The following is a 26130-nucleotide window of genomic DNA, read 5'->3' on the forward strand; positions in this document are numbered from 1 at the left end:
CGTCCCCCTCGGTCCTACGAAGAGCCGCATGAGTTTCCGCCGGATAGATAACGGCGGATAACCTGTTCCAGGTCATTCGCCCTACGAAAGGCTCTGCTCCTGCGCCTCGGCGGGAATCGCCGCATCCAGCGTCTTGATCACCTTGGTGACGATGTAGGTGAAATACCGCTCGATGCCGACGTCCTCCAGCAGCAACTGGTCGATGAAGCGCTGGTAGTGGTCGATGTCGCGCGCCTGGATCATCGCGATGTAGTCCACGCCGCCGCCGGTGGCGTAGCAGAAGCCCACCTCCGGCGCCTGCTGCAGGCGCTGCTCGAAGCGCTTCATGTCCTGCGCGGTATGCCGCGCCAGGGTGATTTCCACCAGCACCTGCTGCTGCTTGAACAACGCCGGCCAGTCGATCTGCGCGCGGTAGCCTTTGATCAGCCCGGCCTCCTCCAGCTTGCGCACACGCTCCCAGGCCGGACTGACCGAGAGGTTGATCGCCTCGGCCAGGCTCGACTTGGTGATGCGCCCGTCGCCGGCGAGGATGCGCAGGATCTTCAGGTCATAGCGGTCGAGCTTGATCATGGCTGCCTCCGGCACGGTTAGCCGAGCACCTCGGCAACCACCGCGAGGGTGTCGCCGCTCTGCACCAGGCCGGGAAAATGCCGCGCGGCGAGGATGCCGCTGCGCTTGGCGCGGTACTCCACCGGCGCGGCGCCGGTGCGCAACACATCGTGCACCCGCGCCAGCACCTCGCCGCGTTCGACCCGTTCGCCCAGGTCACGGCACATCTCCAGCAGGCCGCCGTGCTCACTGGCGACGAAGCAATCGCCATCGGGCATGTCGAGCATCACCGACTTCGCCGGTTCGACTTCGCTGCGCAGGATGCCGGCCTGCACCAGCACGTTGCACACGCCACGCCGGGCGATGGTTACGGTACGCGCGCTGCTGCTGCCGCCGCCGCCCAGCTCGGTGGTGACGAACAGCTTGCCCTGTTCCTCCGCAGCGCTGTCGTACATGCCCACCGCATCCAGCTCCAGCATGCGCATGGAATAGGGCGCGGCGAAGGCGCGCATCAGCGCCTCGCTGGCTTCCTGCTGGGCCTTGTCGGGCAGCACGTGGCAGGCGGCGAAGGGCAGGAAGTCCAGAGTGCGGCCGCCGGAGTGAATATCCAGCACCACGTCCGCCAGCGGCAGCAGGGTGCGCTGGAAGTAGTCGGCGATCTTCTGCGTCACCGTGCCGTCCGGGCGGCCGGGGAAGCTGCGGTTGAGGTTGCCGGCATCAATGGGCGAGGTGCGCTTGCCGGCGAGAAACGCCGGGGTGTTCATGAACGGCACGATGATCACCCGGCCGCGCACGTCCTCGGCGCGCAGTTCCTGGGCCAGGCGGCTGAGCGCCACCGGGCCTTCGTACTCGTCGCCATGGTTGCCTCCGGTGAGCAGCGCGGTGGGGCCGTCGCCGTTCTTCACCACGCAGATCGGGATCATCACCGCACCCCAGGCTGAATCGTCCCGCGAGTAGGGCAGCTTGAGGTGGCCGTGCTGCACGCCGTCGCGCCGGAAGTCGACGCTGGCAGCGATGGGGTTCTCGCGCAGCGGCTTGTCGAGTGCATGGGTCATCGCCTCACTCCTTCACGAACAGCTGGCGCGGGTAGTCGCAGAAGGTTTCCACGCCGCGCTCGGTGATGAGGATGCTTTCGGTGATCTCCAGGCCCCAGTCGTCCATCCACAGGCCGGGCATGAAGTGGAAGGTCATGCCCGCTTCGAGCACGCTGTTGTCGCTCGGGCGCAGGCTCATGGTGCGCTCGCCCCAGTCCGGCGGGTAGCTGATACCGATGGGGTAGCCGCAGCGGCTGTCCTTGTGGATGCCGAACTTCTCCAGCACGCCGAAGAAGGCGCGGGCGATGTCCCCGGTGGTGTTGCCGGGTTTGGCGGCATCCAGTCCGGCGGCGATGCCTTCGACCACGGCCTTCTCCGCGTCGAGGAAATGCTGGGGCGGCTTGCCCAGGAACACCGTGCGCGACAGCGGGCAGTGGTAGCGCTTGTAGCAGCCGGCAATCTCGAAGAAGGTGCCGGCGCCGCGTTCGAAGGGCGTGTCGTCCCAGGTCAGGTGCGGCGCGCTGGCGTCGGCGCCGGTGGGCAGCAGCGGGACGATGGCCGGGTAGTCGCCGCCGTGGCCGTCCACGCCGAGGATGCCGGCGCTATAGATGTCCGCCACCAGTTCATTCTTGCGCATGCCCGGCTCGATGCACTCGACGATGTGCGCGTGCATCCGTTCGACGATGCGCGCGGCAACGCGCATGTACTCGATCTCGCGCAGCGATTTCACCGCGCGCTGCCAGTTCACCAGGGCCGTGGCGTCGATGAATTTCGCGCTCGGCAGGTTGGCCTGCAGCGAGCGGAAGGCGGCGGCGCTGAAGTAGTAGTTGTCCATCTCCACGCCGATGGCCCGGTCGGACCAACCGCGCGCGGCGATGACCTCGCGGGACAGGTAGTCCATCGGATGGCGCTCGCTGGACTGCACGTAATGGTCGGGGTAGCCGACGATGTTGTCCGCCTGCATGAACACCGTGCGCCTCGCGCCGTTGGCGTCCTGGCCGCGACCGAACCAGACCGGCTCGCCCTCCAGCGCCAGCAGCACGCACTGGTGTACGTAGAAGGACCAGCCGTCGTAGCCGGTGAGCCAGGCCATGTTCGACGGATCGGTGACCAGCAGCAGCTCGATGCCGCGCTGTTGCATGCTGGCGCGGACTTTGGCGATCCGCTGGGCGTATTCCTCCCGGCTGAAGGGGAGGTTGACGACGATTTCGGACATGCGGAAATCCTCTCTCGGTTTTTGTTTTTTGCTTTTGTAGGAGCGAGCTTGCTCGCGAACCCGCCCAGCGCTGGCGCCACCGGAAAATCTGTTCGCGAGCAAGGGCTAGGCGCCCCCTCGCTCCTACAGGTTTTCCTGCATGAATCGGAGCCGAGTGGTCAGCTGTGGAACTGGAATCCCTTCCCCATCCGCTGCGCCCGCTGGAAAGCCAGTCCGGCAATGGCGGTGTCCTGCGCGCCGGTGCCGGTGAGGTCGCAAAGGGTGACGTCTTCGGCACGGCGGCGGCCTGCGCGCTGCCCGGCGATGACCTGGCCCAGCTCGGCGAAATCGGCGTCCGGCCGCACGCAGCCAGCCTCCAGCGCATGGTGCAGCTCACCCAACACACAGGTCTGGCTGAGGCGGTCGGCGACATAGCAGTCCACCGCCGCCAGGGCGTCGGCGGCGATCTCGTTCTTGTGCTCGGCATCCGAGCCCATGGCGGTGATGTGCAGGCCGGGGCGCAGGTGTTTTTTCTGGATCAGCGGCTCGCGACTGGGCGTGCTGGTGATGGCGATGTCAGCTCCTTCCAGCGCTTCGTCGATGCTGGCGCAGGCGCTGACCTCAATGCCCAGGCTGGTGCTCAGCTCCTGCGCGCAGTGCCGCGCCTTGTCGATGTCCCGCGCCCAGACGCTGGCGGTTTCGATGGGCCGCACCAGGCACAGCGCCTTGAGCTGCAGCCGCGCCTGTTCGCCGGCGCCGATCAGCGCGACCTGGCGCGACTCCTCGCGGGCCAGCCACTTGGCTGCCACCGCGCCAGCGCACGCGGTGCGCACGGCGGTGAGATAGCCGTTGTCCAGCAACAGCGCGTCGAGCAGGCCGGTGCGCGAGGAGAGCAGCATCATCATGCCGTTGAGACTGGGCAGGCCGAGCTTGGGGTTGTCGAAGAAGCCAGGACTGACCTTGATGGCGAAGCGCGACAGGCCGGGCAGGTAGGCGGTCTTCACGTCGACTTCGCCGTTGTGCTCGGGCACGTCCAGGCGAAGGATCGGCGGCATTGCCACCGGCGCCGTGGCGAGCAGGCGGAAGGCCTGTTCGACAGCGTCGAGGCTCTCCCGGTCTATCGCCACGCAGGCGCGCAAGTCGGCTTCGCTGAGCAGGGTGACGTCAGCCATGGGCGGATTCCTCGAGGATCTGCTGGTGTTGTTCGATGGCGATGTTGCGGCCGCTGACGATCACCACTACCGGGCCGACCGGGGCGATCAGGCCGTCCAGCAGGGCGGCGATGCCGACGGCGGCGGCGCCTTCCACCACCTGCCGTTCCTCGCGGTAGGCGTGGCGGATGCCGGCGGCGATGGAGAGCTCGTCGAGCAGGTGCAACTGGTCGCAGTAGTCGCGGACAAGGGCGAAGGTGTAGCGGTTGTCCAGGCCGATGCCGCCGCCGAGGGAGTCGGCCAGGGTCGGCAGTTCCTCCACTTCCACCGGGCGTCCGGCGGCGAGGCTGGCGGCCATGGCGGCGCCACGGCGCATGCTGATGCCGTGGACGCGGATAGTCGGGTCGACGTGCTTGAGCGCCAGCGCCACGCCGCCGAACAGCCCGCCACCGGAGAGCGGCACCAGCACCTGGCGCACCTCCGGCAGCTGTTCGAGGATTTCCAGGCCGAGGGTGCCCTGGCCGGCGATGATCTGCGGATGGTCGAAGGGCGGCAGCAGCGCCGCGCCCTGCTCGCGGGCAATCCGCTCGGCTTCGGCCTGGGCGTCGTCCTGGCTGTGGCCGACGATGCGCACCTCGGCGCCCAGCTCGCGGATCGCCTGGACCTTGTTCGCCGGCACCAATTGGGACAGACAGATGGTGGCGTGTACGCCGAGCACTCGCGCGGCATGGGCCAGCGCCCGGCCGTGGTTGCCGGTGGAGGCGGCGACCACGCCCTTGGCCTTCTGCTCGTCGCCGAGCTGAGCGATTGCGTTGCTCGCTCCGCGCAGCTTGAAGCTGCCGGTGATCTGCTGCGATTCGAGCTTGAGATACACCGGGGCGCCGAGCAGGCGCGACAGGCTGGGCGAATGCTCCAGCGGCGTCTGCCGCACCAGGCCCTGGATGCGCTGGCGTGCTCGGTACAGCTCGACGGGGGAAATCGGCTCCATCTCGGCCTCCGGGGGAATGCAGTGGGGCCGAGTGTAGGGGCGAGAAATTGTCGCGATGAATGTACTAGGACGATGTAGTTCGCAGAGGTGATTTTCGTAGGAGCGAGCTTGCTCCTACAGGGCTGCAGGCGGTAGGGCGCATAACCTGGAACAGGTTATCCGCCGCGCTCGTCACGGCGCATAACGCTGGCGCGTTATGCGCCCTACGGCTACAAGCGCGGGCCCGGCGTAGGGCTTAGAAATCGTGGATCTTCGGGTACTGCCCGAAAAGTTCGCGCATGTCTTCCAGGGCGCTGGCCATGCGCTCGTCGCTGCATTCGGCGCCCATGCACAGGCGCACCGCGCGCGGCCGGGGCGTGCCGCGCACCATGAACGGATCGGGCGGCGTCACGGCAATGTGTCGATGACGCAGCTCGCGCACCAGGCTGTCCAGTTCCCAGTGTTCGGGGATGCCGATCCAGGCACTCAGCGAATGCGGATCGCAACCGCGCAGGTGGTCGCCGAGGTATTCGCGCACCAGCCCCTGGCGCTTCTCCAGCACACGGCGCTGCAGGCCGATCAACGCGGCGGCGTTGCCGTTGTGGATCCAGCGTGCCGCCACTTCCGCCAGCAGCGGCGTGCCCATCCAGCTGTTCACCCGCAGGATGCTCTCGGTACGCAGCGCCAGCCGTCGCGGCATGGCCAGGTAGCCGATGCGCAGGCCGGTGAGCACGCTCTTGGTGAAGCTGGTGCAGTAGAACGACAGGTCCGGTAGGTAATGGCTGAGCGGCGGCGGGCGGCGCTCGCCGAGCAGCGGGCCGTAGACGTCGTCCTCGATCACATACACGCCATAGCGCTGGGCGATAGCGGCGATCTCGCGGCGGCGCGTATCGGGCATCAGGCAGGAGGTCGGATTGTTCAGGTTGGGCGTGCACACCAGCGCGGTGATGCGCTCGTTGGCGCAGAGGTCCTCGAAATGCTCGGGATCGATGCCTTCCTTGTCGATCTCCACGCCCTTGAGGGTGAAGCCGAGCACCTGGGAATTGCCGATCACACCGTGGTCGGTGAGCTGCTCGCAGAGCACCACGTCGTCCGGCCCGGCGAGGGAGGCGAGGGCAAGGAAGATGCCGTGGGCCGCGCCATTGGTGATCAGCACGTCGTCGCGCTCGCGCTTGAGGCCCAGTTGCGCCAGCCATTTCACCCCGGCGTCGCGGTGCGTATCGAAGCCGGCGACCGGGCGGCAGGCCCGCATCCACGGCTGGTCGGTTTCCTGCGCCAGCTCACGGCAGCTGTCCTGCCACAGGCGGTCGTGCTCGCGGGTGTGGACGATGCTGGCGATGGAGAAATCCACCAGCGCGCGCTCGGGGTGGTCGACCATGTAGTGGGCCATGCCCTCGGTCATCCGCCGCGTGACGAAGCTGCCGCGGCCGACCTCGCATCGCACCAGGCCCTGGCGCTCCAGTTCCTTGTAGGCGTTGGTCACGGTTTGCACGCTGATGCCCAGGCCATCCGCGACGTGGCGCTGCGGCGGCAGGCGCTGCCCGTCGCTCAGGCGACCTTGCTCGATGTCGCCGGCAATGGCCTGCACCAGGGTCTTGTACTTGGATTCGCCGACCCGCAGGTCGGCCAGGGCGCGACGCCAGGCTTCCATCTTCAGCGCTCCGTCTGGTCAGGGGGCCAGAGTGACGGACGCGCACACCGGCGGCAATTGTCCTAGTGCAATGTCGACCGTTCCGCCCCTTTTGTATGCTCGGGCGCAGGACATATAGCCGCGCACCTGTCAGTACATCGGGCAGCACATCGGGCCGCATTGTCAGGCCCTCGCAGAAAAAACCCTCGGCTGCGTTCGTCGCGACGGTGGCTTTTTCCCGCCGCGGGGTTGTCGATCAGGAACAGCCGCAAGGTCCCCCGGCTTAGTCTGGCGTCGAGCTTGTCGCCGTCGCCATCGACAGCGGCGCAAGAACTTCGGAAGGCCCCACCCAGGGCCCGACCTACAAGAACAACAGTCGTACGACATTGCTACCTGCCATCCATCGCCGCGCGCCAACCGCGTTCGGCAAGAGAAGATCAGGAGATCCGAAGATGAGTACCGCCCCTGTTTTCCTGCGCCGCCTGAGTCTTGCCTGCACCCTGCTGGCCTGCGCTGTAGCCAGCGCCGGCAGCTACGCCGAAACCACCCTGGAACGCATCAAGAGCACCGGCACCGTGCGCATCGGCTACGCCAACGAAGCGCCGTTCGCCTACACCGAGACCTCCGGCAAGGTCACCGGTGAATCCCCGGAAATCGCCACGCAGATCTTCACGAAAATGGGTGTGAAGAAGATCGAACCGGTGCTGACCGAATGGGGCGCGCTGATCCCCGGCCTGCGTGCCGGGCGTTTCGACGTCATCGCCGCCGGCATGTACATCACCCCGCCGCGCTGCCAGCAGGTGATCTTCACCGACCCGCACTACCAGATTCCCGACTCGCTGCTGGTGAAGAAGGGCAACCCGAAGAACCTGCACAGCTACGCCGACGTGAAGAACAACCCGGACGTGAAGCTGGCGATCATGTCCGGCACCGCCGAGCTGGGTTACGCCCGCGCGGAAGGTGTGGCGGAAGAGCAGATCGTCCAGGTGCCCGACACCACCGCGCAGCTGCAGGCCGTGCGCGCCGGCCGCGCCGACGCCAGCGTCGGCACCGCGCTGACCATGAAGGGCCTCGCGGCGAAAGGCGGCGACTCGGTGGAAGCCATCACCGACTTCAAGGACGACCCGTCGCACATCGGTTACGGCGCCCTGGCCTTCCGCCCGGACGACAAGGACCTGCGCGATGCCGTCAACGCCCAGCTCAAGCAGTGGCTGGGCGGCGCCGAGCACCTGGCGACGGTCAAGCCGTTCGGCTTCGACAAGTCGAACGTCACCGACAAGACCGCCGCCGAACTCTGCAAACAGTGACCGCGCAAGGTGCGTCGCTGGCATAGGGCGCGCCTGCCCGGCCGTTTGGTCGAACCTGTCGCAACGGGATACGTACCATGGGTGAATTGCTTCCTCTGCTGCTGGAGGGCGCCTGGATCACCGTCCAGGTGACCGTCTTCGGCTCCCTGCTGGCGGTCGCCGCCGCCATCATCGCCGCACTCGGCCGGCTCTCGCCGTGGCCGGCGGTGCGCTGGGTGTCCATCGCCTACATCGAGCTGTTCCGCGGCACCTCGTTGCTGGTGCAGCTGTTCTGGCTGTACTTCGTGCTGCCGCTGCCGCCGTTTAACCTGGAAATGAGCGCCTACAGCGTGGCGATCATCGGCCTGGGACTGCACATCGGCGCCTACGGCGCGGAAGTGATGCGCGGCGCCATCGGCTCGGTGCCCAAGGGGCAGTACGAAGCCTCGCTGGCGCTGAACATGACGCCCTTCACGCGCTTTCGCCGGATCATCCTGCCGCAGGCCCTGCTCTGCGCTATCCCGCCGGGCACCAACCTGCTGATCGAGCTGCTCAAGAACACCTCACTGGTGTCGCTGATCACCCTCTCGGACCTGACCTTCCGCGCCCGCCAGCTGGACCAGGCGACCTTCGAGACCATGAAGATCTTCCTGCTCACCCTGGTGCTGTACTTCGTAATGGCCCAGGTCATCGTCTTCCTCATGCGCCGCCTCGAACGCTGGCTGGGGCACGGCCGAATCCGCGGAGGCCTGTAATGAAACTCTTCGACTGGGACTTCGCCTGGCAGATTCTCCCGCAGCTGCTGCACGCCTCGCTGCGGACCATCGCCATCACCCTGGTGGGCTTCGCCCTGGCCGTGGTGTTCGGCCTGCTCTTCGCCATCGCCCGGCGCAGCCGGCACATCTGGCTGTCGTGGCCGGCGGCCTGGCTGATCGAATTCATCCGCAGCACGCCCTTGCTGATCCAGGTGTACTTCCTGTTCTACGTGCTGCCGACCTACGGGCTGAGCATGACCGCCCTGGTGGCCGGCACCCTCGGCATCGCCCTGCACTACGCCTGTTATACCGCCGAGGTGTACCGCGCCGGCCTGGAAGCGGTGCCGCGCGGGCAGTGGGAGGCGGTCACCGCGCTGAACTTCTCGCCGTTCAAGGCCTACCGCGAAGTGATCCTGCCCCAGGCGATCCGCCCGGTGCTGCCGGCGCTGGGCAACTACCTGATCGCCATGTTCAAGGACACCCCGGTGCTCTCGGCGATCACCGTGGTGGAAATCATGCAGCAGGCGAAGAACATCGGCTCCGACAGCTTCCGCTACCTGGAACCGATCACCCTGGTCGGGGTGTTCTTCCTGCTGATCTCCATCGGCCTGGCGGGCGTCGTGCGCCAGGTGGAAAAACGCACGGCGCTGCCATGACCGACTCTTCTGGAGGTACTCCGATGTCCGTTCACTCCCTTCAAGCCGCCCCTCGCGCTTCGAGCCAGGATGCCCCGGCCGCACGCGCCGAGACGGCCCAGCCGATGGTCAGCTTCCGCAACGTGTGCAAGAGCTATGGCAGCTTCAGCGTGCTCAAGGACCTCAATCTGGAGGTGAAGGCCCACGAGAAGGTCGCCATCATCGGCCCCAGCGGCTCGGGCAAATCCACCCTGCTGCGCGCGCTGATGACCCTGGAGACCATCGACAGCGGCCTGATCGAAGTCGATGGCGAACCCCTGACCCACCTCAAGCGCAACGCGGCGCTGGTACGCGCGCCGGAAAGTCACGTACGCAAAGTGCGCAGCAAGATCGGCATGGTGTTCCAGAGCTTCAACCTGTTCCCACACATGAGCGCGCTGCGCAACGTGATGGAAGCGCCGGTACAGGTGCTCGGCATGCGCCGTGACGAGGCCCGCGAGCGGGCGGTGGAGCTACTGGAGATGGTCGGCCTGGGCAACAAGCTCGACCACTACCCGTCGCAGCTTTCCGGCGGCCAGCAGCAGCGCGTGGCGATTGCCCGTGCGCTGGCGATGCGGCCCAAGGTGATGCTGTTCGACGAGGTGACGTCGGCGCTGGACCCGGAGCTGTGCGGCGAGGTGCTCAACGTGGTGCGCAAGCTCGGTGCCGAGCACAACCTGACCATGCTCATGGTCACCCACCAGATGGGCTTCGCCCGCGAGTTCGCCGACCGCGTGTGCTTCTTCCACCAGGGCAGCATCCTGGAGCAGGGCAGCCCGCAGCAGTTCTTCGGCCACCCGCAGCATGAGCGGACGCGGGCCTTCCTGAGTGCGGTGAACGAGGCGAGTTGAGGCGCTTTTGTAGGAGCGAGCTTGCTCCTACAGAAAAGCAGTTCGCAGTGCAGCGGAGATCAGGCGTTGCCGACGAAGCGGAAGCCCGCGCCCTCGGCGTCGGTGCGCATCACCTCCATCTCCAGGATCGGCGCATCGAAGGGCATGTCCTGCACCTGGCCGGTCACGCGGGTGCCGGCCGGCAGCGCGGCGAGCACTTCATGACGAACGTAGACGCCGCCGTCGGACAGATCACGGGTATGGCCGAACACATCACCGAAGCTGGCATGGCTGATCTTGATCCGGCACTTCATCGGGGTACGCGGGTACTGCCTTTGGTTCGACATGAATGGCATCCGTCCTGAATGTCAGCGCACTAATGGGCCTGAAACCTATGGGTCAGGTCAAGCCAGCAATTGCGCGAGCAGCCAGAGATTGGCGGCGCTGATGACGCAGAACAAGCCCCAGGCCAGCACTCGGGTGAGCAGGGAGTTGGCGAACTCGCCCATCAGCGCGCGATCGCTGGTGAAGCGGATCAGCGGCCAGAGCGCGAACGGCAATTGCAGGCTGAGCACCACCTGGCTGAACACCAGCAACTTGCCCACCGCCTTGTCGCCCAGCATCACCACGCCGATCAGCGCCGGGATCAGCGCCAGTGCGCGGGTGATCAGGCGGCGCTGCCAGCAGGGAATCTTCATCTGCAGGAAGCCGTCCATGATCACCTGCCCGGCGATGGTGCCGGTGAAGGTGGAACTCTGCCCGGAAGCGAGCAGGGCGACGCCGAAGAGGATCGCCGCCAAGCCGGTGCCCACCAGCGGTTCGAGCAGGCGGTAGGCGTCCTGGATTTCGGTGACGCCGGTGTGGCCGGTCTCGTGGAAGGCCGCGGCGGCGAGGATCAGGATCGCCGCGTTGACCAGCAGCGCGAGGCTCAGCGAGACCACGGTGTCGATGCGCGTCAGGCGGATTGCCGCGGCCTTGCCGTTGCTGCCGCTGACCTGCCGCGTCTGCACGATGGAGGAGTGCAGGTAGAGGTTGTGCGGCATCACCGTGGCGCCGAGGATGCCGATCGCCAGGTACAGCGGTTCGCGCTGGGTCACCACGTCCCAGCTGGGCAGGAATCCGGCGGCGACGTCGGGCCAGTAGGGCTTGATGAGGATCAGCTCGACCAGGTAGCAGCCGCTGATGGTGACGATCAGGCCGAGCATGATCGCTTCCAGGTGGCGGAAACGCTGGCCCTTGAGGCCGAGCACGATGAGCGTGTCGAAGGCAGTGAGGATCACGCCGGTGACCAGGTCGACACCCAGCAGCAGGTGGAAGGCCAGGGCGCAGCCGAGCACTTCGGCAAGGTCCGTGGCAACGATCGACAACTCCGCCAGAAGCCACTGCAGGCGTGCCGTGCCGAGGCTGTAGCGGCTGCGCGAGAGCTGCGCCAGGTCCTGGCCGGTGACGATCCCCAGGCGCATCGCCAAACATTGCAGGACCATCCCCGCGAGGCTGGAGAGCAGCACCACGAACAGCAGCTGGTAGCCGAAACCTGAGCCGGCTTCGATGGCGGTAGCCCAGTTGCCCGGGTCCATGTAGCCGATCGAGACCAGCAGGCCGGGGCCGGCGAACTGCAGGATGCGCTTCCACAACGGCGCGCCGGCCGCGACCTGGATGCTGCCTTTGACTTCCGAGGGACAGAACGGCGCAGTGGCGGTGGTCGGCAGGCCGAGCATGAGGAGGGATTCCGGGAGCGTGGGACGTTCAGCCTGACGCCCCGGGCATCAACAATCCAGGGGCGCCGTGACTATCGGGTAGATCGAGCGGGGCGTGCTCAGTACCAGCGGGCCTCGCCCTCGGGCCGCTTCTTGAAGCGCTTCATGGTCCACATGTACTGGCTGGGATAGGCGCGCACGTACTTGGCCAGCTCGCGGCTGAGCGCAGCGACGGACACTTCCATGTCCTTGTCGTACATATCCGCCGGGGCGGCTTCGAGGATCACCTTGTAGCCGCTGCCATCCGGCAAGCGCACGGCGTGGAAGAACACGCCACGGGCCTTGCCACGCGCGAGCAGCGAGGGCACGAACTTGCTGGTCAGCGCAGTGGTGCCCAGGTAGGGCACGAACAAGCCCGAGCCGAGGTCCGGCTCCGGGTCGCAGGGGATGCCGACGCAGCCGCCGCTCTTCACTTCCTTGATCACGCTCTTGATGCCTTCGGGCGTCGAGGGCGCGACGCGGTTGCCCAGCTGCACGCGCTGCTTCTTCAGCAGATCGTCCACCGCCTTGAGCTTGGGCGGGCGGTAGAAAATGATCGGCTTGGCGTAGGAGCAGTAGAAGTGGTTGAGCACTTCCCAGTTACCCAGGTGGCTGGTGATGCCGACCAGGCCGTCGCCGGAGGCCAGCGCTTCTTCCAGCACTTTCATGCCTTCGACTTCGCGGATGTACTGCAGCGATTTCTGCGGCGACCACATCCAGGCGCAGGCGCTCTCGGTCAGCGTACGGCCGATGTCCATCAGGCTCTGGCCGACGAGCTTCTCCAACTCGACCTCGGACAGCTCGGGGAAGCAGTGCGACAGGTTGATCCGCACGATCTCGCGGGACCGATTGGGCAGCTTCCACATCAGCCAGCCGATACCAGCGCCCAATGCGCCCACCGCGCGCCACGGCAGCATGGCGAACAACCGCAGGAAGCCCACCACCAGTGCGCCCTTGAATTTCTCCACGGAAAACTCCTTCAAGCAGATGGCGGCCATTGTAGCCGCTCGCGCCGGCAAATCGGGCGCCATCGCGGCTCCACACAATCTCCACCCGGCGAACACAGTGCGCCCACGGCGCGCGCGCAACCTGCGGCCATTCGATCCACTGGCCCGGAGAACCGCGATGCGCACCCCCACCTTCCTTGCACGGCTGTGCGGCCTGCTGCTGGCGCTGAGCGCCAGCCTGGCGGCGCTGGCTGCTGATGACAGCAGTTCGAGTCCCTACTTCTTCGTCGAGAACGCCGATCCGGCCGTCGATGCCCTGCCGCTCAAGGCAACCCGCGTGGATGCCCGCGTGCTGGGCAACATCGCCGAGGTGACGGTGACCCAGGAATACCGCAACCAGGGCAAGACGCCGCTGGAAGCGCGCTACGTGTTTCCCGCCTCGACCCGCGCCGCCGTCCACGGCATGACCGTGCACCTGGGTGATCGGGTGATCCAGGCGCAGATCCGCGAGAAGCAGAAGGCCAAGGTCGAGTACCAGCAGGCCAAGCAGGACGGCAAGACCGCCGCGCTGCTGGAGCAGGAGCGCGAGAACGTGTTCCAGATGAACGTCGCCAACATCCTCCCCGGCGACGTGGTGCAGGTGGAACTGCGCTACAGCGAGCTGCTGGTGCCCACCGACGGGCGCTTCCAGTTCGTCTTCCCCACCGTGGTCGGGCCGCGCTACAACGGTCGCGGTGAGTCCGGTAGCGGCAAGCAGCAGTGGATTGAATCACCGTACCTGCCAGCCGGGCAGCCTTCGGCCACCACGTTTGATCTACAAGTCGAACTGCTGGCGCCGCTGCAGATCGGCGAGATTACCTCGCCCTCCCATCGCCTGACGATCCAGCGTAACGGCCAGCACGCCACCGCTCGGGTAATGGCTGACGATGCCACCGCCAGCAACCGCGACTTCATCCTCGACTACCAGCTCGGCGGCGAGTCCGTGCAGAGCGGCCTGCTGCTCTCGCGCGGCGAGCAGGAGAACTTCTTCCTCGCCATGGTTGCCCCGCCGCGCGCGCCGGACGCCCGGCTCATCGTGCCGCGCGATTATGTCTTCGTGGTCGACGTCTCCGGGTCCATGAACGGTTTCCCGCTGGACACCACGAAGACCCTGCTGCGCGACCTGATCGGCCGCCTGCGCCCCAGCGACACCTTCAACCTGCTGCTGTTCGCCGGCGACAACCGCAAGCTGGCGGAGCGTTCGCTCCCCGCCACGCCGGATAACATCCGCCTTGCCATCGAGCTGCTGGACAGCCAGGTCGGCGCCGGCGGCACCGAGCTGATGCCGGCCCTGCGCGAGGCGCTGGCGATGCCCACCGATCCGGAACGTTCGCGCAGTTTCGTGGTGGTCACCGACGGCTACGTCACCGTCGAGAGCAGCGCCTACAAGCTGGTGCGCGAGAACCTGAGCAAGGCCAATCTGTTCGCCTTCGGCATCGGCAGCGCGGTGAACCGCAGCCTGATTGAAGGCCTGGCGCGGGCGGGGCAGGGCGAGCCCTTCGTGGTGACCGATGATGAGCAGGCGAGCAAGGCGGCGCAGCGCTTCCGCAAGATGATCGACAGTCCGCTGCTCAAGGGCATCCAGGCCCGCTTCGAGGGACTCGACGTCTACGACGTGGAGCCGTTGCAATTGCCCGACCTGTTCGCCAATCGCCCGCTGGTGCTGTTCGGCAAGTGGAAGGGCGTGCCGCGCGGCGAGCTGCGTCTCGACGCCCACGCCGCCGACGGCCCGTTCCAGGTGCGGCTGCCGATCAGCGCCGGCAACCTCGCCGACAACAGCGAAGCACTGGCCCACCTGTGGGCGCGCAAACGCCTCGCCAGCCTGATGGACCAGGAAGCCCTCGATGGCGGCTTCGAGTTCAGCTCGCAGATTCTCGACCTCGGCCTGAAGTACCAGTTGCTCACGCCTTACACCTCGTTCATCGCCGTCGACCAGCAGGTGCGCAATCCCGACCCGCAGGCGAGCAAGACGGTGGATCAACCGCTGCCGATGCCCCAGGGCGTGAGCAATAACGCCATCAGCAGTACGGTACCGGGAACGCCGGAGCCAGGCGTCTGGGCCATGTTGCTGCTGGCTGCCCTGGGCGGCTGGTGGTGGCGGAGGAAGGCCGCGTGATCCGCCGCCTGCCCGGCTGGAGCTGGTTGCTGTTCGCCACGCTGGCGGCCTGGCCGAGCTGGCTGTGGGCGGCGCGGCGGCTCGGTGATGGTTCGGATGATCCGCTGGGGATCATCGCGCTGGCGGCCCTCGGGCTGCTGCTCTGGCGCGACCGCTCCAGCCTGCGCGCCCAGCCGCGTCTGCGCTGGCTGGGCGTGGCAGCGCTGCTGCTGATCGTCGGGGCGCTTTTCCAGTCGATCCTGCCGCCGCTGCTGCGCGGGTTGCTCTCGGTGCTGGCGTTGCTGCTGGTGATCCTCAGCTTGCGCGCCCCCGGCCAGCCCTGGCTGGCTTGGCTGGGGCTGGGCGTGCTGTCGCTGCCGCTGCTGTCTTCGCTGCAGTTCTTCGTCGGTTATCCACTGCGTGTGGTCACTGCCGAGGTCAGCGCATGGCTGCTGCGCCTGGGCAGCTGGACGGTGGAACGGCAGGGCAGTTCGCTGCTGGTGGATGGCCAGTGGGTGATGGTCGATGCGCCCTGCTCGGGTATCCAGATGGCCTGGGTCGGCTACTTCACCGCCTGCTCGCTGGCAGCCTGGCAGCGCCTGCCGGATCGTTCGTTGCTGCGTCGCCTGCCGCTGGTGGGGCTGCTGGTGCTGGGCGGCAATATCCTGCGCAACACGCTGCTGGTGTGGGGCGAGAGCGGGGCGAGCGGGTTTCCCGGCTGGGCCCACGAGGCGGTCGGGTTGCTGGTGTTCGCCGGGATCTGCGGGATGATTTTCCGGGTGATCGGCCGACGTACCTTTGCCCTTTCGGCATCGGGCGAAGCGGCGCGACCTGATGCTCGGACGCACTTCGCCGGCAGTCTGCTCGGCGCCCTGCTGCTGGCGACGTTCTGGCCTCTGCTGGCGCCGCCGAACACCGCGTCGGAGGCCGCTCGAGTCGCCCATGAATGGCCGGTGCAATTCGAAGGTCGTGCCTTGCGCCCGCTTGCGCTTTCGCCGGTGGAGCAGCGCTTCGCCGCGGACTTTCCCGGCCAGCTCGGCCGTTTTACCGATGGCCAGCGCAGCATCGTACTGCGCCAGGTGCTGCGGCCGACCCGCAAGCTGCATCCGGCGGAGGATTGCTTCCGCGCACTGGGCTATCGCATCGAGCAGACGCAGCTTCGGCAACGGGTTGGCGCGCAAGGCCTGCAACGCTGCTTCGTGGTGACCCGCGAGGGAGTGCGACTGCAGGTCTGCGACTACATCGAGGACGCCATCGGCCAATCCTTCTCCGATACCTCGTCCTGGTACTGGTCAGCGCTGACTGGCCGCTCCGCCGGGCCCTGGCAGGCGGTCACCCTCGCCAGTCCGCTGCCCTAGGCGCGGGTCAGCTGGGCGTAGCGGTCACAGTCAACGGTGTGGTCCATCACCATGCCGGTGGCCTGCATGAAGGCGTAGCAGATGGTCGGGCCGACGAAATTGAAACCGGCCTTGCGCAGCGCCTTGCTCATGGCCTCGGCCTCGGGTGTCACCGCCGGCACGTCGCCGCGGCCACTGAAGTGGTTGACCTTGGGCTGGCCGCCGACGAAGGACCAGAGGAAGGTCACCGGGTCCTCCAGCTTTAGCCAGGCCTGGGCGTTCTGCCGCGCCGCCTTGAGCTTGGCAAAGTTGCGGATGATGCCGGGGTCCTGCATGCGCTCCTCGATTTCCTCGTCGGTCATGCGGGCCAGGCGCTCGGGGTCGAAGCCGAACAGCACCTCGCGGTAACGCTCGCGCTTCCTCAGCACGGTGATCCACGAGAGCCCGGCCTGGGCGCCTTCGAGGATGATCATCTCGAACAGCTTGCGGGCATCGCGCTGGGGCACGCCCCACTCGGCATCGTGGTAGGCGATATACAGCGGATCATCGTTACACCAGAAGCAACGGGGCATGGCAGTCAGCCTTCGAAACGGGAAGGTTCTGACTATATACAAATAACTGTACAAAAATACAGTTATCGATACGGTTTTTTGCTCCTTCAAGGGCCTACGAACGGTCGCTCAAAAAACGCTGAGAAGCCCAAGCTGCAAGCAGCTTGGGGTATACTGCCGGGTTTTAGTCGCATATCCAGCACAGGTGAAATTCGTGAGCCAGACTACGCCCGCCGTGCCCACCTTCCAGGACCTGATCCTCGCCCTGCAAAAATACTGGGCCGATCAGGGCTGTGTGGTGCTGCAGCCCTACGACATGGAAGTAGGCGCAGGCACCTTCCACACCGCCACCTTCCTCCGCGCCGTGGGCCCGGAAACCTGGAACGCGGCGTACGTGCAACCGAGCCGCCGTCCTACCGACGGCCGCTACGGCGAGAACCCCAACCGCCTGCAGCACTACTACCAGTTCCAGGTGGTCCTCAAGCCCAACCCGGAAAACTTCCAGGAGCTGTACCTGGGCTCGCTGCAAGCCATCGGCATCGACCCGCTGGTCCACGACATCCGTTTCGTCGAGGACAACTGGGAATCGCCGACCCTCGGCGCCTGGGGCCTGGGCTGGGAAATCTGGCTGAACGGCATGGAAGTCACCCAGTTCACCTACTTCCAGCAGGTCGGCGGTATCGAGTGCTACCCAGTCACCGGTGAAATCACCTACGGCCTGGAACGCCTGGCCATGTACATCCAGGGCGTCGACTCGGTCTACGATCTGGTGTGGGCCGACGGCCCGTTCGGCAAGGTCACCTACGGCGACGTGTTCCACCAGAATGAAGTGGAGCAATCGACCTACAACTTCGAACACGCCAACGTCGAGAAGCTGTTCGAGTTGTTCGACTTCTACGAAAGCGAAGCCAACCGCCTGATCGAACTGCAGCTGCCGCTGCCGACCTACGAGATGGTCCTCAAGGCCTCGCACACCTTCAACCTGCTGGACGCCCGCCGCGCCATCTCGGTGACCGAGCGTCAGCGCTACATCCTGCGCGTGCGCACCCTGGCCCGCGCCGTGGCGCAGAGCTACCTGCAGGCCCGCGCCCGCCTCGGCTTCCCGATGGCCACCCCCGCATTGCGTGACGAAGTACTGGCCAAGCTGAAGGAGGCCGAATAATGAGTGCGAAGGATTTCCTCGTCGAACTGGGCACCGAAGAGCTGCCACCCAAGGCGCTGAAAAGCCTCGGTGAAGCCTTCCTGGCCGGCATCGAGAAGGGCCTCAAGGCCGCCGGCCTGAGCTACGCGGCCGCGCGCTGCTACGCCGCGCCGCGCCGCCTGGCCGTGCAGATCGACCAGCTCGCCGTGCAGCAGCCGGACCGCACCGTGAACCTCGACGGCCCACCGCTGCAGGCTGCCTTCGACGCCAGCGGCAACCCGACCCAGGCTGCCCTGGGCTTCGCCAAGAAATGCGGCGTGGACCTGGAGCAGATCGACAAGAGCGGCCCGAAGCTCAAGTTCAGCCAGACCATCGCTGGCCAGCCGGCCGTAGGCCTGCTGCCGGGTATCGTCGAAGCCTCGCTGAACGACCTGCCGATTCCCAAGCGCATGCGCTGGGCAGCCCGTCGTGAAGAGTTCGTGCGTCCGACCCAGTGGCTGGTGATGCTGTTCGGCGACGATGTCGTCGACTGCGAGATCCTGACCAGGAAGGCCGGTCGCGAATCCCGTGGCCACCGCTTCCACAACCCGGCCAACGTGCGCATCTCCGCTCCGGCCAACTACCTGGAAGACCTGCGCAGCGCCCACGTGCTGGCCGACTTCGCCGAGCGCCGCGAGATCATCTCCCGCCGCGTTGCCGAACTGGCCGCCGAGCAGAAGGGCAGCGCCATCGTCCCGGCCGACCTGCTGGACGAAGTGACCGCGCTGGTCGAGTGGCCGGTGCCGCTGGTGTGCTCCTTCGAGGAGCGCTTCCTCGCGGTGCCGCAGGAAGCCCTGATCACCACCATGCAGGACAACCAGAAGTACTTCTGCCTGCTGGACGCCAACGGCAAGCTGCTGCCGCGCTTCATCACCGTGGCCAACGTCGAGAGCAAGGCGCCGGAGCACATCGTCTCCGGCAACGAGAAGGTCGTTCGCCCGCGCCTGACCGACGCCGAGTTCTTCTTCAAGCAGGACCAGAAGCAACCGCTGGAAGCTTTCAACGCCCGTCTGAAGAACGTGGTGTTCCAGGCCCAGCTGGGCACTGTCTACGAGAAGGCCGAACGGGTTTCCAAACTGGCCGCCTACATCGCCGAGCGCATCGGTGGAGATGCCACCAACGCTGCCCGCGCCGGCATCCTCTCCAAGTGCGACCTGGCCACCGAAATGGTCGGCGAGTTCCCGGAAATGCAGGGCATCGCGGGTTACTACTACGCTACTGCCGGTGGCGAAGCCAAGGACGTCGCCCTGGCGCTGAACGAGCAATACATGCCGCGCGGCGCTGGCGCCGAACTGCCGGGCACCCTGACCGGCGCGGCGGTGGCGGTGGCCGACAAGCTCGATACCCTGGTCGGCATCTTCGGCATCGGCATGCTGCCCACCGGCAGCAAGGACCCGTACGCCCTGCGTCGTGCAGCCCTGGGCGTGCTGCGCATCCTCATCGAGAAGCAACTGGACCTGGACCTGGCCGACGCCATCGGCGTGGCCGTGGCCCAGTACGGCGACAAGGTGAAGGCCGAGGGCCTGTCCGAACAAGTGCAGGACTTCGTCTTCGACCGCCTGCGCGCCCGTTACGAGGATGAAGGCGTCAACGTAGCCGTGTACCAGGCCGTGCGTGCACTCAAGCCGACCGCTCCGCTGGACTTCGACCAGCGCGTGCAGGCCGTACAGGCCTTCCGTCAGCTGCCCGAAGCCGAGGCCCTCGCCGCTGCCAACAAGCGCGTATCGAACATCCTGGCCAAGGCCGAAGGCGAGGTGCCTGCTGCCGTCAACGCCAGCCTGTTCACCGAGACCGCCGAGAAGGCCCTTGGCAGCGCCGTGGCAGCTGCCGAGAGCGAAGTAGCTCCGCTGGCCGAGGCTCGTGACTATCGCGCCGCCCTGGCCCGTCTGGCGGCCCTGCGCGCGCCGGTGGACGCCTTCTTCGAGGAAGTCTTGGTCAACGCGGACGACAACGCCGTGAAGGCCAACCGCTACGCGCTGCTGGCGAAGCTGCGCGGGTTGTTCCTCGGCGTCGCCGACATCTCGCTGCTGGGTTGATGCCCACCTGAAAGCCGGGAGTTCGCAACGGTTCGCCGTGACGAACTCCCGGCTTTTTCATTTCCGACTTATCGAAAGTGTCTGACTTGCCGAATCACCCATGAAGCTACTGATCCTCGACCGCGACGGTGTCATCAACCAGGACTCCGACGCCTACATCAAATCCCTCGACGAGTGGATTCCGATTCCCAGCGCGATCTCAGCCATCGCCCGCCTGAGCAAGGCCGGCTGGACAGTGGCCGTGGCCACCAACCAATCGGGCATCGCCCGCGGCTATTACGACCTCGCTACGCTGGACAGCATGCATCAGCGTCTGCGCGAGCTGGTGGCAGAGCAGGGCGGCGAACTCGGCGTGGTCGTCTACTGCCCTCACGGCCCCGACGAGAGCTGCGACTGCCGCAAGCCGAAACCCGGTATGCTGCGGCAGATTGCCCAGCACTACGGCGTGGAGTTACGCGGCACCTGGTTCGTGGGTGACAGCCGGGGTGACCTGGACGCCGCGCTGGCCGTCGATTGTCAGCCAGTGTTGGTAAAGACCGGCAAAGGCGAGCGAACCCTGACCAAGCCGTTGCCCGAAGGCACGCTGGTATTTGACGATCTGGCGGCAGTAGCCGACCAACTTCTTTCCTGAGGACCCATCCCCCATGTCGATAGTGCAGGCCATCAGAACCGTTCTCTTCTACCTGCTGCTGTCGTTCAGCGCTTTCGTCTGGGGCACCCTGAGCCTGCTCATTGCGCCCTTCCTGCCGTACCGCGCGCGCTACCGCTTCATTGCCCAGGCCTGGTGCAAGTTTGCGGTCTGGCTCGCCAGCTGGGTGGTCGGCGTGCGCTACGAACTCAAGGGCGTGGAGAACATCCCCGATCAGCCCTGCGTGATCCTCGCCAAACACCAGAGCACCTGGGAGACCTTCTTCCTCACCGGCTACTTCGAGCCGCTGGCGCTGGTGCTCAAGCGCGAGCTGCTGTTCGTGCCCTTTTTCGGCTGGGCCATGGCGCTGCTCAAGCCCATCGCCATCAACCGCGACCAGCCCAAGGTGGCGCTGAAGCAGATCGCCAAGCAGGGCGAAGAGTGCCTCAAGAAGGGCGCCTGGGTACTGATCTTCCCGGAAGGCACCCGCGTTCCCACCGGCCAGATCGGCAAGTTCTCCCGCGGCGGCGCCGCCCTGGCCGTCAACGGCAACCTGCCGGTCCTGCCGATCGCCCACAATGCCGGGCACTGCTGGCCGAAGAACGGCTGGGCAAAATACCCGGGGACCATCCAGGTGGTAATCGGCCCGGCCATGTACGCCGAAGGGGAGGGCGCACGCGCCATCACCGAGCTCAACCAGCGCGCCGAGAACTGGGTCATCCAGACCCTGCGCGACATGGGTGAGCTGCCGGCCGATACCACGCCTCAATCGGTGGCCGAGGCATCCTGACGCAGCGCCTTCCCGCAGACAAGAGAAAAGGGCCCCGAAGGGCCCTTTCTTTTTGCCTGCAGGAGGTCAGACGTCCAGGTTGGACACCGCCAGGGCGTTGCTTTCGATGAAGTCGCGGCGCGGCTCCACGGCGTCGCCCATCAGGGTGTTGAACAGCTGGTCGGCAGCGATGGCATCCTCGATGGTCACCTTCAGCATGCGGCGCACGTTCGGATCCATGGTGGTTTCCCACAGCTGATCCGGGTTCATCTCGCCCAGACCTTTGTATCGCTGGATGCTGTGACGCTTGGTGCCTTCGGTCATCAGCCAGTCGAGCGCTTCCTTGAAGGTGCTGACCGGCTTTTTGCGCTCGCCCTTCTGCACATAGGCACCGTCTTCCAACAGGCTGTTCAGCTTGCTGCCCAGCTCGGTGACCGCGCGGTAATCGTTGCTGGCAATGAAGTCGCGGTTGTAGGTGATATAGCTCGACAGGCCGTGGGCGACCATCTCGACTTCCGGAAGCCACAGGTGACGCTCGCGGTCTTCGCGCAGGCTGACCTTGTAAACCAGGCCGGACTTCTCGCTGTTCTTCAGGCGCTCCTGGTACTGGTCCAGCCAGCTCTGCATGGCCGCCTGGTCACCCAGTTGCTCGGCTTCGATGCGCGGCAGGTAGACGAAGTGCTCGGTGAGGTCCTGCGGGTACAGACGGGACAGGCGCTTGAGGGTGCGCATGACGGCACGGTACTCGTTGACCAGCTTCTCCAGCGCCTCGCCGGACAAGCCCGGAGCGCTTTCGTTGACATGCACGCTGGCCTCTTCGAGGGCCGACTGGGTCATGTACTCATCCATGGCCACGTCGTCCTTGATGTACTGCTCCTGCTTGCCGCGCTTCACCTTGTACAGCGGCGGCTGGGCGATATAGATGTAGCCGCGCTCGACCAGCTCCGGCAGCTGACGGAAGAAGAAGGTCAGCAGCAGGGTACGGATGTGCGAACCGTCGACGTCAGCATCGGTCATGATGATGATGTTGTGGTAACGCAGCTTGTCGATGTTGTACTCCTCGCGACCGATACCGCAGCCCAGTGCGGTGATCAGCGTGCCAACCTCCTGGGAGGACAGCATCTTGTCGAAGCGAGCCTTCTCGACGTTGAGGATCTTGCCCTTGAGCGGCAGGATTGCCTGGGTCTTGCGGTTACGGCCCTGCTTCGCAGAACCGCCCGCGGAGTCACCTTCCACGATGTACAGTTCGGAGAGGGCGGGGTCCTTCTCCTGGCAATCGGCGAGCTTGCCCGGCAGGCCGGCGATGTCCAGCGCGCCCTTGCGGCGGGTCATCTCACGAGCCTTGCGCGCAGCCTCGCGGGCACGCGCGGCGTCGATCATCTTGCCGACCACGGCCTTGGCTTCGTTCGGGTTCTCCAGCAGGAAGTCGGCGAAGTACTTGCCCATCTCCTGTTCGACGGCGGTCTTCACCTCCGAGGAAACCAGCTTGTCCTTGGTCTGCGAGCTGAACTTCGGATCCGGTACCTTCACCGAAATGATCGCGGTCAGACCCTCACGGGCGTCGTCGCCGGTGGTGGCGATCTTGAACTTCTTCGCCAGGCCTTCCTGCTCGATGTAGTTGTTCAGGTGACGGGTGAGGGCGGAGCGGAAGCCCGCCAGGTGGGTACCACCGTCACGCTGGGGAATGTTGTTGGTGAAGCAGAGGATGTTCTCGTTGAAGCTGTCGTTCCACTGCAGAGCCACTTCCACGCCGACGCCGTCTTCTTCGCGCTGGCAATTGAAATGGAAGACCTGATTCACCGCAGTCTTGTTGGTGTTCAAGTACTCGACGAAAGCGCGCAGGCCACCTTCGTACTTGAACAGCTCTTCCTTGCCGGCACGCTCGTCGCGAAGGACGATGCCAACGCCGGAGTTCAGGAAGGACAGCTCGCGGATCCGCTTGGCCAGGATGTCCCAGCTGAAGTGGATGTTGTGGAAGGTTTCCGCGGACGGCTTGAAATGCACCTCGGTGCCCGAGCCATCGGTGTCACCCACCGGGCGCAACGGAAACTGCGGAACACCGTGGTGGTAGACCTGTTCCCAAACCTTGCCTTCGCGGCGGATGGTCAGGCGCAGCTCGTGGGAGAGGGCGTTCACCACGGACACACCCACACCGTGCAGACCGCCGGAGACCTTGTAGCTGTTGTCGTCGAACTTACCGCCGGCGTGAAGGACGGTCATGATGACCTCGGCCGCGGAGACCCCTTCTTCCTTGTGGATATCCACCGGAATGCCGCGACCATTGTCGCGCACGGTGATGGATTCATCGGTGTGAATGGTGATGCTGATCTCGCTGCAGTAGCCCGCCAGCGCTTCGTCGATCGAGTTATCCACGACCTCGAAGACCATGTGGTGCAGGCCAGTGCCGTCGTCGGTATCACCGATATACATGCCCGGACGCTTACGTACGGCATCCAGCCCCTTCAGTACCTTGATACTGGAAGAGTCGTAGGTGTTCTCGCTCATTCTTCACTCCCGATGGTAGTGTCCTGAGAGACGCGCCCATGTTCCACGTGGAACATCGACACCGGCGTTTCCGTTTGCCAGCCGTCTTTCAATAAGTGCGGATCGACGCAGGTGATGAATACCTGGCAACCCAGATCTTCGAGAAGCCGGCACAAAGACAACCGGTGCTTCTCATCCAATTCGGAGGGGAGGTCATCCACCAGGTAGACGCATTGCCCGCGCTTGGCCTGGTTGATCAAGTGCCCCTGGGCGATCCGCAAAGCGCAGACCACCAGTTTCTGTTGGCCACGGGAAAGTATCTCCGCGGCATTGTGCCCCCCCAGACGGATTCTCAGATCCGCCCGTTGCGGTCCCGCCTGGGTGTGCCCCATCTGCTGATCGCGAAGCAGACTGGAAGACAGCACCTCGCTCAACTCGCGCTCCTTATCCCATCCCCGGTAGTAGCTGAGCGTCAGATCATCAATCTGGATCAACTCGGCCAGAGTCCGCTCAAACTGCGGCTTGAGCGCCTGGATATAGGACCGCCGATACCCGTCGATTTCATCGCTGGCGACGCATAATTCGCGATCCCACGCGGCTTGCGAAGCACCGTCCAGTTTACCATGTCGGAGCCACGAGTTCCGCTGCTGCAGGGCCTTCTGGAGTCTTTGCCAGGCGATCATGAAGCGTTGTTCCACGTGGAACACTCCCCAGTCGAGGAACTGCCGGCGAATCTTCGGCGCGCCTTCCAGCAGCCGGAAACTATCCGGGTTGATCAACTGCAGCGGCAGAGTCTCGGCAAGCTGTGCGGCGCTCCGCGCATTCTGCCCATCGATGCGAATCTGGAACTCGCCCTGACGATCTCGTGAAACCCCCAGGCTGCTATCGAAGCCATTGCCCAGACGTACCTGTCCGAACACCGTGCAAGCCGGTTCTTCGTACTGGATGACAGGTTGCAGGCGCATGCTGCGGAAGGAGCGGGCGAGACCGAGCAGGTGGATGGCTTCCAGCACACTGGTCTTGCCGCTGCCGTTTTCGCCGTAGAGGATGTTGATGCGGGGGGAGGGAGAGAGGGTCACCGGGTGCAGGTTGCGCACCGCGGTGACCGAAAGGCGGGTAAGGGACATCGATACGCGTCAGAGGCGCATCGGCATGACGACGTAGGCGGAATCGTCGTTGTCCGCTTCCTGAACCAGCGCACTGCTGTTGGAGTCGGAGAGGATCATGCGCACCTGCTCGGTACCCATGACACCCAGGACGTCCAGCAGGTAGCTGACGTTGAAGCCGATTTCCAGGCTGCCGCCGTTGTAGTCGACCTGCACTTCTTCTTCCGCTTCTTCCTGCTCCGGGTTGTTCGCCTGGATTTTCAGGAGGCCGTTGGAAAGCTGCAGACGAATGCCGCGGTACTTCTCGTTGGACAGGATCGCGGTGCGGCTGAACGCTTCGCGCAGCACCTGGCGGTCACCGATGACCAGCTTGTCGCCACCCTTGGGCAGTACGCGCTCGTAATCCGGGAACTTGCCATCCACCAGCTTGGAAGTGAAAGTGAACTCGCCGGTGGTCGCACGAATGTGGTGCTGGCCGAGCACGATGGACACTTCGCCGTCCTGCTCGGTGAGCAGGCGGGCCAGCTCCAGGATGCCTTTACGCGGCACGATCACCTGGTGGCGATCCTGCGCTTCGGGCACGCCGTTGCTCAGCGAGCACATGGCCAGGCGATGGCCGTCTGTGGCCACAGCGCGCAGGGTGCCGCCGCCCACTTCCAGCAGCATGCCATTCAGGTAGTAGCGTACGTCCTGCTGTGCCATGGCGAAGCTGGTGCGATCGATCAGGCGACGCAGCTTGCTCTGCACCAGGCTGAAGGTCAGCGAACCCGGGCCCTCTTCCACGGTGGGGAAGTCATTGGCCGGCAGGGTGGAGAGGGTGAAGCGGCTGCGACCGGCCTTCACCAGGAGCTTCTGCTCGTCGACGCGGATGTCGATCACGGCATCGCTAGGCAGGCTCTTGCAGATATCCATCAACTTGCGCGCCGGCACGGTGATCTCGCCCGGTTCGGCGGCATCTTCCAAGGCGACGCGGCCAACCAGCTCGACTTCCAGGTCGGTGCCGGTGAGCGACAGTTGCTGGCCTTCGACAACCAGCAGGACGTTGGAAAGAACCGGCAGCGTCTGGCGGCGCTCGACAACGCCAGCGACCAGTTGCAGGGGTTTCAACAGAGCTTCGCGTTGAATAGTGAAATGCATGGTCTAGTCCCTTG

General features: G+C 65.5%; 22 protein-coding genes and 1 pseudogene. 10 read left to right on the forward strand and 13 right to left on the reverse strand.

What is annotated here, in order from left to right; translation table 11 throughout:
- Positions 1–81: 81 nt before the first annotated feature.
- The 6 genes from ACIPK7_RS10860 to ACIPK7_RS10885 all read right to left on the reverse strand — a co-directional run bounded on the left by ACIPK7_RS10860 (position 82) and on the right by ACIPK7_RS10885 (position 6547).
- On the reverse strand, positions 82–570 hold the full coding sequence (locus ACIPK7_RS10860; RefSeq protein ID WP_192435674.1) for an Lrp/AsnC family transcriptional regulator: 489 nt from the start codon (positions 568–570) through the stop codon (positions 82–84).
- A 17-nt stretch (positions 571–587) separates the two neighbouring features.
- Positions 588–1604 carry a N(2)-acetyl-L-2,4-diaminobutanoate deacetylase DoeB gene (gene doeB / locus ACIPK7_RS10865; protein WP_401087647.1) on the reverse strand — a complete coding sequence of 339 codons (1017 nt, stop codon included), beginning with the start codon at positions 1602–1604 and terminating at the stop codon, positions 588–590.
- A gap of 4 nt (positions 1605–1608) precedes the next feature.
- A complete protein-coding gene (gene doeA / locus ACIPK7_RS10870) occupies positions 1609–2799 on the reverse strand; it encodes an ectoine hydrolase DoeA (RefSeq protein WP_401087649.1) in 1191 nt (396 codons plus the stop codon).
- 158 nt (positions 2800–2957) lie between these two features.
- Positions 2958–3950, reverse strand: coding sequence for a cyclodeaminase (locus tag ACIPK7_RS10875; protein ID WP_401087651.1), 993 nt, complete (start codon positions 3948–3950; stop codon positions 2958–2960).
- Complete coding sequence (gene eutB, locus ACIPK7_RS10880) at positions 3943–4917, reverse strand: hydroxyectoine utilization dehydratase EutB (RefSeq protein WP_401087653.1); 975 nt, start codon at positions 4915–4917, stop codon at positions 3943–3945. Before eutB ends, ACIPK7_RS10875 begins: the two co-directional genes overlap by 8 nt.
- A 235-nt stretch (positions 4918–5152) precedes the next feature.
- Entirely contained in the window at positions 5153–6547 is a 1395-nt protein-coding gene (locus tag ACIPK7_RS10885) for a PLP-dependent aminotransferase family protein (protein WP_192435679.1), read from the reverse strand.
- A 431-nt stretch (positions 6548–6978) separates the two neighbouring features.
- On the opposite strand from ACIPK7_RS10885, the gene ehuB reads away from it, so the two are divergent.
- From ehuB to ehuA, 4 genes are all read left to right on the forward strand, one after another.
- Positions 6979–7833: an ectoine/hydroxyectoine ABC transporter substrate-binding protein EhuB gene (gene ehuB, locus ACIPK7_RS10890; RefSeq protein ID WP_081518971.1), complete on the forward strand. Its 855-nt coding sequence runs from the start codon at positions 6979–6981 to the stop codon at positions 7831–7833.
- A gap of 77 nt (positions 7834–7910) precedes the next feature.
- On the forward strand, positions 7911–8567 hold the full coding sequence (gene ehuC, locus ACIPK7_RS10895) for an ectoine/hydroxyectoine ABC transporter permease subunit EhuC (RefSeq protein WP_192435680.1): 657 nt from the start codon (positions 7911–7913) through the stop codon (positions 8565–8567).
- The gene (gene ehuD / locus ACIPK7_RS10900) at positions 8567–9223 is read left to right on the forward strand and encodes an ectoine/hydroxyectoine ABC transporter permease subunit EhuD (protein ID WP_401087656.1); all 657 of its coding nucleotides are present in this window, start codon (positions 8567–8569) and stop codon (positions 9221–9223) included. The genes ehuC and ehuD overlap by 1 nt, the downstream gene beginning before the upstream one ends.
- Positions 9224–9246: 23 nt before the next feature.
- Positions 9247–10092 carry an ectoine/hydroxyectoine ABC transporter ATP-binding protein EhuA gene (gene ehuA, locus ACIPK7_RS10905; RefSeq protein WP_401087658.1) on the forward strand — a complete coding sequence of 282 codons (846 nt, stop codon included), beginning with the start codon at positions 9247–9249 and terminating at the stop codon, positions 10090–10092.
- A gap of 59 nt (positions 10093–10151) precedes the next feature.
- On the opposite strand, the gene ACIPK7_RS10910 is transcribed toward ehuA, so the two are convergent.
- The 3 genes from ACIPK7_RS10910 to ACIPK7_RS10920 all read right to left on the reverse strand — a co-directional run bounded on the left by ACIPK7_RS10910 (position 10152) and on the right by ACIPK7_RS10920 (position 12775).
- A complete protein-coding gene (locus ACIPK7_RS10910) occupies positions 10152–10418 on the reverse strand; it encodes a PilZ domain-containing protein (protein ID WP_081518975.1) in 267 nt (88 codons plus the stop codon).
- A gap of 57 nt (positions 10419–10475) precedes the next feature.
- A complete protein-coding gene (locus tag ACIPK7_RS10915) occupies positions 10476–11789 on the reverse strand; it encodes an Nramp family divalent metal transporter (RefSeq protein WP_401087660.1) in 1314 nt (437 codons plus the stop codon).
- A 98-nt stretch (positions 11790–11887) separates the two neighbouring features.
- Positions 11888–12775 carry a lysophospholipid acyltransferase gene (locus ACIPK7_RS10920; protein WP_401087662.1) on the reverse strand — a complete coding sequence of 296 codons (888 nt, stop codon included), beginning with the start codon at positions 12773–12775 and terminating at the stop codon, positions 11888–11890.
- A 157-nt stretch (positions 12776–12932) separates the two neighbouring features.
- On the opposite strand from ACIPK7_RS10920, the gene ACIPK7_RS10925 reads away from it, so the two are divergent.
- Together ACIPK7_RS10925 and xrtQ are read left to right on the forward strand one after the other, a co-directional pair.
- Positions 12933–14909 (forward strand): VIT domain-containing protein, encoded by a 1977-nt coding sequence (locus tag ACIPK7_RS10925; protein WP_401087664.1) that lies wholly within the window; start codon positions 12933–12935, stop codon positions 14907–14909.
- Positions 14906–16246 (forward strand): exosortase Q, encoded by a 1341-nt coding sequence (gene xrtQ, locus ACIPK7_RS10930; protein ID WP_401087665.1) that lies wholly within the window; start codon positions 14906–14908, stop codon positions 16244–16246. The genes ACIPK7_RS10925 and xrtQ overlap by 4 nt, the downstream gene beginning before the upstream one ends.
- Here xrtQ and ACIPK7_RS10935 read toward each other — a convergent pair.
- The gene (locus ACIPK7_RS10935; protein WP_401087667.1) at positions 16243–16797 is read right to left on the reverse strand and encodes a DNA-3-methyladenine glycosylase I; all 555 of its coding nucleotides are present in this window, start codon (positions 16795–16797) and stop codon (positions 16243–16245) included. The two genes, xrtQ and ACIPK7_RS10935, sit on opposite strands and share 4 nt — an antisense overlap.
- Positions 16798–16990: 193 nt before the next feature.
- Here ACIPK7_RS10935 and glyQ point away from each other — a divergent pair, with 193 nt between their 5' ends.
- The 4 genes from glyQ (at position 16991) to ACIPK7_RS10955 (ending at position 21410) form a co-directional block, all read left to right on the forward strand.
- Positions 16991–17938, forward strand: coding sequence for a glycine--tRNA ligase subunit alpha (glyQ, locus tag ACIPK7_RS10940; protein ID WP_081518980.1), 948 nt, complete (start codon positions 16991–16993; stop codon positions 17936–17938).
- Entirely contained in the window at positions 17938–19992 is a 2055-nt protein-coding gene (glyS, locus tag ACIPK7_RS10945) for a glycine--tRNA ligase subunit beta (protein WP_401087668.1), read from the forward strand. The genes glyQ and glyS overlap by 1 nt, the downstream gene beginning before the upstream one ends.
- A 100-nt stretch (positions 19993–20092) precedes the next feature.
- Positions 20093–20623 carry a D-glycero-beta-D-manno-heptose 1,7-bisphosphate 7-phosphatase gene (gene gmhB, locus ACIPK7_RS10950; protein ID WP_401087670.1) on the forward strand — a complete coding sequence of 177 codons (531 nt, stop codon included), beginning with the start codon at positions 20093–20095 and terminating at the stop codon, positions 20621–20623.
- A 13-nt stretch (positions 20624–20636) separates the two neighbouring features.
- The gene (locus tag ACIPK7_RS10955; RefSeq protein ID WP_401087671.1) at positions 20637–21410 is read left to right on the forward strand and encodes a lysophospholipid acyltransferase family protein; all 774 of its coding nucleotides are present in this window, start codon (positions 20637–20639) and stop codon (positions 21408–21410) included.
- Between the two features lie 66 nt (positions 21411–21476).
- Here ACIPK7_RS10955 and gyrB read toward each other — a convergent pair whose 3' ends face one another.
- From gyrB to dnaN, 3 genes and pseudogenes are all read right to left on the reverse strand, one after another.
- A complete protein-coding gene (gene gyrB, locus ACIPK7_RS10960) occupies positions 21477–23894 on the reverse strand; it encodes a DNA topoisomerase (ATP-hydrolyzing) subunit B (protein WP_401087673.1) in 2418 nt (805 codons plus the stop codon).
- 3 nt (positions 23895–23897) lie between these two features.
- Positions 23898–25000 (reverse strand): annotated as a pseudogene (recF, locus tag ACIPK7_RS10965) (DNA replication/repair protein RecF).
- 9 nt (positions 25001–25009) lie between these two features.
- On the reverse strand, positions 25010–26116 hold the full coding sequence (gene dnaN, locus ACIPK7_RS10970; protein ID WP_401087675.1) for a DNA polymerase III subunit beta: 1107 nt from the start codon (positions 26114–26116) through the stop codon (positions 25010–25012).
- Between the last annotated feature and the right edge of the window lie 14 nt (positions 26117–26130).

It is taken from the genome of Pseudomonas sp. NPDC086581, assembly GCF_044746165.1.
GTDB lineage: Bacteria > Pseudomonadota > Gammaproteobacteria > Pseudomonadales > Pseudomonadaceae > Pseudomonas.

Excerpts from the sequence above, each read along its gene's own strand:
- ACIPK7_RS10925 (WP_401087664.1), top strand. The coding sequence starts at position 12,933 with ATGCGCACCCCCACCTTCCTTGCACGGCTGTGCGGCCTGCTGCTGGCG.
- ACIPK7_RS10935 (WP_401087667.1), bottom strand. The coding sequence starts at position 16,797 with ATGCCCCGTTGCTTCTGGTGTAACGATGATCCGCTGTATATCGCCTAC.
- glyS (WP_401087668.1), top strand. The coding sequence starts at position 17,938 with ATGAGTGCGAAGGATTTCCTCGTCGAACTGGGCACCGAAGAGCTGCCA.
- eutB (WP_401087653.1), bottom strand. The coding sequence starts at position 4,917 with ATGGAGCCGATTTCCCCCGTCGAGCTGTACCGAGCACGCCAGCGCATC.
- gmhB (WP_401087670.1), top strand. The coding sequence starts at position 20,093 with ATGAAGCTACTGATCCTCGACCGCGACGGTGTCATCAACCAGGACTCC.
- ehuA (WP_401087658.1), top strand. The coding sequence starts at position 9,247 with ATGTCCGTTCACTCCCTTCAAGCCGCCCCTCGCGCTTCGAGCCAGGAT.
- ehuB (WP_081518971.1), top strand. The coding sequence starts at position 6,979 with ATGAGTACCGCCCCTGTTTTCCTGCGCCGCCTGAGTCTTGCCTGCACC.
- ACIPK7_RS10885 (WP_192435679.1), bottom strand. The coding sequence starts at position 6,547 with ATGGAAGCCTGGCGTCGCGCCCTGGCCGACCTGCGGGTCGGCGAATCC.
- ACIPK7_RS10875 (WP_401087651.1), bottom strand. The coding sequence starts at position 3,950 with ATGGCTGACGTCACCCTGCTCAGCGAAGCCGACTTGCGCGCCTGCGTG.
- gyrB (WP_401087673.1), bottom strand. The coding sequence starts at position 23,894 with ATGAGCGAGAACACCTACGACTCTTCCAGTATCAAGGTACTGAAGGGG.
- ACIPK7_RS10955 (WP_401087671.1), top strand. The coding sequence starts at position 20,637 with ATGTCGATAGTGCAGGCCATCAGAACCGTTCTCTTCTACCTGCTGCTG.
- doeA (WP_401087649.1), bottom strand. The coding sequence starts at position 2,799 with ATGTCCGAAATCGTCGTCAACCTCCCCTTCAGCCGGGAGGAATACGCC.
- ACIPK7_RS10860 (WP_192435674.1), bottom strand. The coding sequence starts at position 570 with ATGATCAAGCTCGACCGCTATGACCTGAAGATCCTGCGCATCCTCGCC.
- ACIPK7_RS10910 (WP_081518975.1), bottom strand. The coding sequence starts at position 10,418 with ATGTCGAACCAAAGGCAGTACCCGCGTACCCCGATGAAGTGCCGGATC.
- ehuD (WP_401087656.1), top strand. The coding sequence starts at position 8,567 with ATGAAACTCTTCGACTGGGACTTCGCCTGGCAGATTCTCCCGCAGCTG.
- doeB (WP_401087647.1), bottom strand. The coding sequence starts at position 1,604 with ATGACCCATGCACTCGACAAGCCGCTGCGCGAGAACCCCATCGCTGCC.
- dnaN (WP_401087675.1), bottom strand. The coding sequence starts at position 26,116 with ATGCATTTCACTATTCAACGCGAAGCTCTGTTGAAACCCCTGCAACTG.
- ehuC (WP_192435680.1), top strand. The coding sequence starts at position 7,911 with ATGGGTGAATTGCTTCCTCTGCTGCTGGAGGGCGCCTGGATCACCGTC.
- ACIPK7_RS10915 (WP_401087660.1), bottom strand. The coding sequence starts at position 11,789 with ATGCTCGGCCTGCCGACCACCGCCACTGCGCCGTTCTGTCCCTCGGAA.